4 protein-coding genes are annotated in these 3559 nt (G+C 74.2%); 3 read left to right on the top strand and 1 reads right to left on the bottom strand.

The annotated features are described in order from the left end of the window. The 3 genes from Q0195_RS09080 to Q0195_RS09070 form a co-directional block, all read left to right on the top strand. A partial coding sequence (locus tag Q0195_RS09080; RefSeq protein WP_299277351.1) for an acyltransferase occupies positions 1-466 on the top strand: 466 nt, incomplete at its 5' end. Continuing rightward, the gene (locus Q0195_RS09075) at positions 463-1563 is read left to right on the top strand and encodes a DegT/DnrJ/EryC1/StrS family aminotransferase (protein ID WP_299277349.1); all 1101 of its coding nucleotides are present in this window, start codon (positions 463-465) and stop codon (positions 1561-1563) included. The genes Q0195_RS09080 and Q0195_RS09075, both read left to right, overlap by 4 nt. After that, positions 1563-2549 (top strand): Gfo/Idh/MocA family oxidoreductase, encoded by a 987-nt coding sequence (locus Q0195_RS09070; protein WP_299277347.1) that lies wholly within the window; start codon positions 1563-1565, stop codon positions 2547-2549. Before Q0195_RS09075 ends, Q0195_RS09070 begins: the two co-directional genes overlap by 1 nt. A 27-nt stretch (positions 2550-2576) precedes the next feature. Here the strand turns inward: Q0195_RS09070 and Q0195_RS09065 are convergent, their stop codons facing one another. After that, the gene (locus Q0195_RS09065) at positions 2577-3446 is read right to left on the bottom strand and encodes a DNA-formamidopyrimidine glycosylase family protein (protein ID WP_299277345.1); all 870 of its coding nucleotides are present in this window, start codon (positions 3444-3446) and stop codon (positions 2577-2579) included. Positions 3447-3559 lie beyond the last annotated feature (113 nt).

Below are 3559 nucleotides of genomic sequence, written 5' to 3'. Positions count from 1 at the left end.
CGGCGCCTACATCGGCACCGGCGTGCGGCTGGGCCGCAACTGCAAGGTGCAGAACTACGCCCTCGTCTACGAGCCCGCCGAGCTTGCCGACGGCGTCTTCGTCGGACCCGCCGCCGTGCTGACCAACGACACCCACCCGCGCGCCATCAACCCCGACGGGTCGCTGAAGTCCGCCGACGACTGGGAGCCGGTCGGCGTCACCGTCGGCACCGGCGCCGCCATCGGAGCCCGCGCCGTGTGCGTCGCCCCGGTGAGGATCGGGGAGTGGGCCACCGTCGCGGCCGGTGCCGTCGTCACCCGCGACGTCCCCGCCCACGCGCTGGTGGCGGGGGTGCCCGCCCGCCAGGTCGGCTGGGTCGGCCACGCCGGGCGCCGGCTCGAGCCCGACGGCGACCAGCTCGTCTGCCCGGCCACCGGCCGCCGCTACGAGGTCCACGACGACGCGCTACGAGAGGTGCACCGATGACCCGCCCCCTGATCCCCGCCGCCAAGCCGTTGTTCGGTGAGGAGGAGCGGGCTGCGGTCGATGAGGTGCTGCGGTCGGGGATGGTGGCGCAGGGGCCGCAGGTGGCGGCGTTCGAGGAGGAGTTCTCGGCGCAGCTGCTGGGGGGCCGGCGTTGTCAGGCGGTGAGCTCGGGCACGGCGGGGCTGCACGTGGGGCTGCTGGCGTGCGGGGTGGGACCGGGGGACGAGGTGATCGTGCCGTCCTTCACGTTCGCGGCGACGGCGAACGCGGTGGCGTTGACCGGGGCGAAGCCGGTGTTCGCCGACATCGAGCCGGGGTCGTTCTGTCTGGACGCGGAGTCGGTGCGGTCGGCGATCACCGGGCGGACCCGTGGGGTGATGCCGGTGCACCTGTACGGGCACCCGGCGGACATGGCGGCGATCGGTGAGGTGGCCGAGCGGCACGGGCTGGAGATCTACGAGGACGCCGCCCAGGCGCACGGGGCGAGCCTGGAGGGGCGTCGGGTGGGGACGTGGGGCCGGTTTGCGATGTTCTCGCTGTATCCGACGAAGAACATGACCTCCGGTGAGGGCGGGATGGTGGCCTGTGCCGACGAGGAGGTGGCCCGGATGGTGCGGCTGCTGCGCAACCAGGGGATGGAGCGGCAGTACGCGAACGAGGTGGTGGGGCTGAACGTGCGGATGACCGACCTGCACGCGGCGATCGGACGGGTGCAGTTGGGCAAGCTGGCCGGGTGGACCGCGCAGCGGCAGGCCACGGCGGCGTTCTACGACGCCGAGCTGCGTGGGGTGGTGACCCCGCCGGTGGCGCCGGGTGCGGTGCACGTCTACCACCAGTACACGGTGCGGGTGGAGGCGGGGGAGCGGGACCGGATGGTGGCCGCGCTGCGTGAGGAGCACGGGGTGGGCACCGGGGTGTACTACCCCACCCCCGCCCACCGGTTGGCGTCGCTGGCGCCCTACGCACGGGCCGAGCTGCCCGAGACCGACCGGGCGGCCGGTGAGGTGATCTCCCTGCCGGTGCACCCGGCGTTGACGCAGGAGGACCGTGAGCGGGTGGTGGCCGCGGTGAACGCGGTGGCCGGGGCGGGGGCCTGATGGCGCTGCGGATGGGGCTGATCGGGCTGGGGGCGATGGGCCGGCACCACGCGCGGGTGATCCGCCAGACCGAGGGGGTGGAGCTGGTCGCGGTGGCCGACCCGGCCGGGGACGTGCACGGGGTGGCCGGGGGGCTGCCGGTGCTGCCGGACGTGGAGGCGCTGGTCGCGGCCGGGATCGAGGCGGCGATGGTGGCGGTGCCCACGGTGCACCACGAGGCGGTGGGGCTGGCGCTGGCCCGGGCCGGGGTGCACACGATGATCGAGAAGCCCATCGCGCACTCGGTGGAGGCCGGGCGGCGGGTGGCGGCCGCGTTCGAGGAGGCCGGCCTGGTCGGGGCGGTGGGGTACGTGGAGCGGTGCAACCCGGCCATCCTGGAGCTGCGGCGCCGGCTGGCGGCCGGGGAGCTGGGCCAGGTGTACCAGATCCAGACCCGCCGGCAGGGGCCCTTCCCGGCCCGCATCTCCGACGTGGGGGTGGTCAAGGACCTGGCCACCCACGACGTGGACCTGGCGGCCTTCATCGCCGGCAGCCCCTACCGGCAGGTGGCCGCCCAGGTGGCCTACCGCTCGGGCCGCGAGCACGAGGACCTGGTGTCCGTCACCGGCACCCTGGAGTCCGGGGTGATCGTCAACCACGTGGTCAACTGGCTCTCCCCGATGAAGGAGCGCACCACCGTCGTCACCGGGGAGCGCGGCGCCTTCGTCGCCGACACCATGACCGGGGACCTGACCTTCTACGCCAACGGCACCGTGCCCACCACCTGGGACCGGGTGGCCCACTTCCGTGGTGTCACCGAGGGCGACGTCATCCGCTACGCCCTGCCCAAGCGCGAACCCCTGGCGGTGGAGCAGGAACGCTTCCGTGACGCCGTCCTGGGCACCGACCCCAGCGGCATCGTCACCATGGCCGAGGGCGTCCACACCCTCACCGTCGTCGAAGCCATCCTCACCGCCGCCCGCGAGGGACGGACCGTCAGCCTCTGACCGACCGGCAGCGTGGGAGGCCGCCGCTCAGCGCAGCAGCCGGGACATGCGCCGGTCGGCCAGCCGCTTCCCGCCGGTCTGACAGGTGGGGCAGTACTGGAGGGAGGAGTCGGCGAAGGAGACCTCGGCGACGACGTCCCCGCACACCGGGCACGGCTCACCGGTGCGGCCGTGCACCGCCATCCCCGACCGCTTGACGTCCTTGAGCTCGGCCGCGTCCTTGCCGGTCGCGGCCTGCACGGCGGCGGTGAGCACCGTGCCCACGCTCGCGTAGAGCCGGTCCCGGGCCGCGGTGTCGAGGCTGCGGGTCAGCGCGAAGGGGCTGAGCCTCGCGGCGTGGAGGATCTCGTCGGAGTAGGCGTTGCCGATCCCGGCGATCACCCCCTGGTCCCGCAGCAGCCCCTTGACCTGCTGGTTGCGGGAGTCGAGCAGCTCGTCGAGGAGCTCCCGGGTGAACGCGGCGGAGAGCGGCTCCACCCCGAGCGTGGCGATCCGCTCGACGTCGTTCGGCCGGTGGACGACGTGGATCGCCAGGCTCTTCTTCGTCCCCGCCTCGGTGAGGTCGAACGCTCCTTCGTCGAGGACGACGCGGGCCGCCGGCCCCGACCTCCCGCCCCGCGGCGCCCCCGCCGGGGCGGAGTCGTACCAGCGCACCCACCCCGCCCGGGCCAGGTGGAAGACCAGGTGGAGCTCACCGGCCGGGCCGTCGGTGGCGACGTCGAGCCACTTCCCGTGACGGTGGACGCCGGTGACCGTGCTGCCCACGAGCGCCGTCGGCGGCGGGTCGTAGGTCTTCAGCGCCGGGAAGGACGTCACGTGGACGGCGCGCACCACCCGGCCCGAGGTGCGCGTGTCGAGCGCGTGCACCAGCGCGTGGACCTCGGGGAGCTCGGGCACCGTCCAAGTGTGGCAGAGCCCACCGCAGGGCGACAGGGGCGCACGATCACGCCCGCTTCCCCGGCCCGGTGTGCCGGGAAGGGGGCTGTCGGTGGGACGTGTGCTGTCGGTGG

Source organism: uncultured Georgenia sp. (assembly GCF_937958535.1).
GTDB lineage: Bacteria > Actinomycetota > Actinomycetes > Actinomycetales > Actinomycetaceae > Oceanitalea.
This window is presented reverse-complemented; position numbering and strand designations above follow the sequence as displayed.